At 56.3% G+C, this 341-nt stretch carries 1 protein-coding gene; it reads right to left on the bottom strand.

The features are described 5' to 3' along the window. Window positions 1–341: Ig-like domain-containing protein (locus tag HGT70_RS16485; RefSeq protein WP_214196581.1), on the bottom strand; the 341-nt coding region annotated here is incomplete at both ends.

The following is a 341-nucleotide window of genomic DNA, read 5'->3' as shown; positions in this document are numbered from 1 at the left end:
CCCGCCACCGTATTGATGGTAATGGTCGGGGCTTCCCCGCCGACAGTGATGGTATGGGTTGTGTTAGCACTGTTCCCCACATCATTGGTCGCTGACGCGCTAACCGAGTAGATCGCTTCACCCAGATTTGCCACATCTGCGGCAGGTACCACGGTACTCCACTGTCCTTTATCATCAACGGTGGCGGTATACTGCTGGCCGTTAAGGTTAACGGTGACTGTCGCGCCCGAAGCCAGTCCAGTCGCTTGCCCGGTGATGGTCAGGTCCTGACCTTTCTCCGTGCTGTTGATGATGTCATCGCCCGCAATGGTGTTGATGGATAAGGTTGGCAGTCCAGTGTC

Source organism: Rosenbergiella collisarenosi, assembly GCF_018494085.1.
In the GTDB taxonomy this organism is placed as follows: domain Bacteria; phylum Pseudomonadota; class Gammaproteobacteria; order Enterobacterales; family Enterobacteriaceae; genus Rosenbergiella; species Rosenbergiella collisarenosi.
This window is presented reverse-complemented; position numbering and strand designations above follow the sequence as displayed.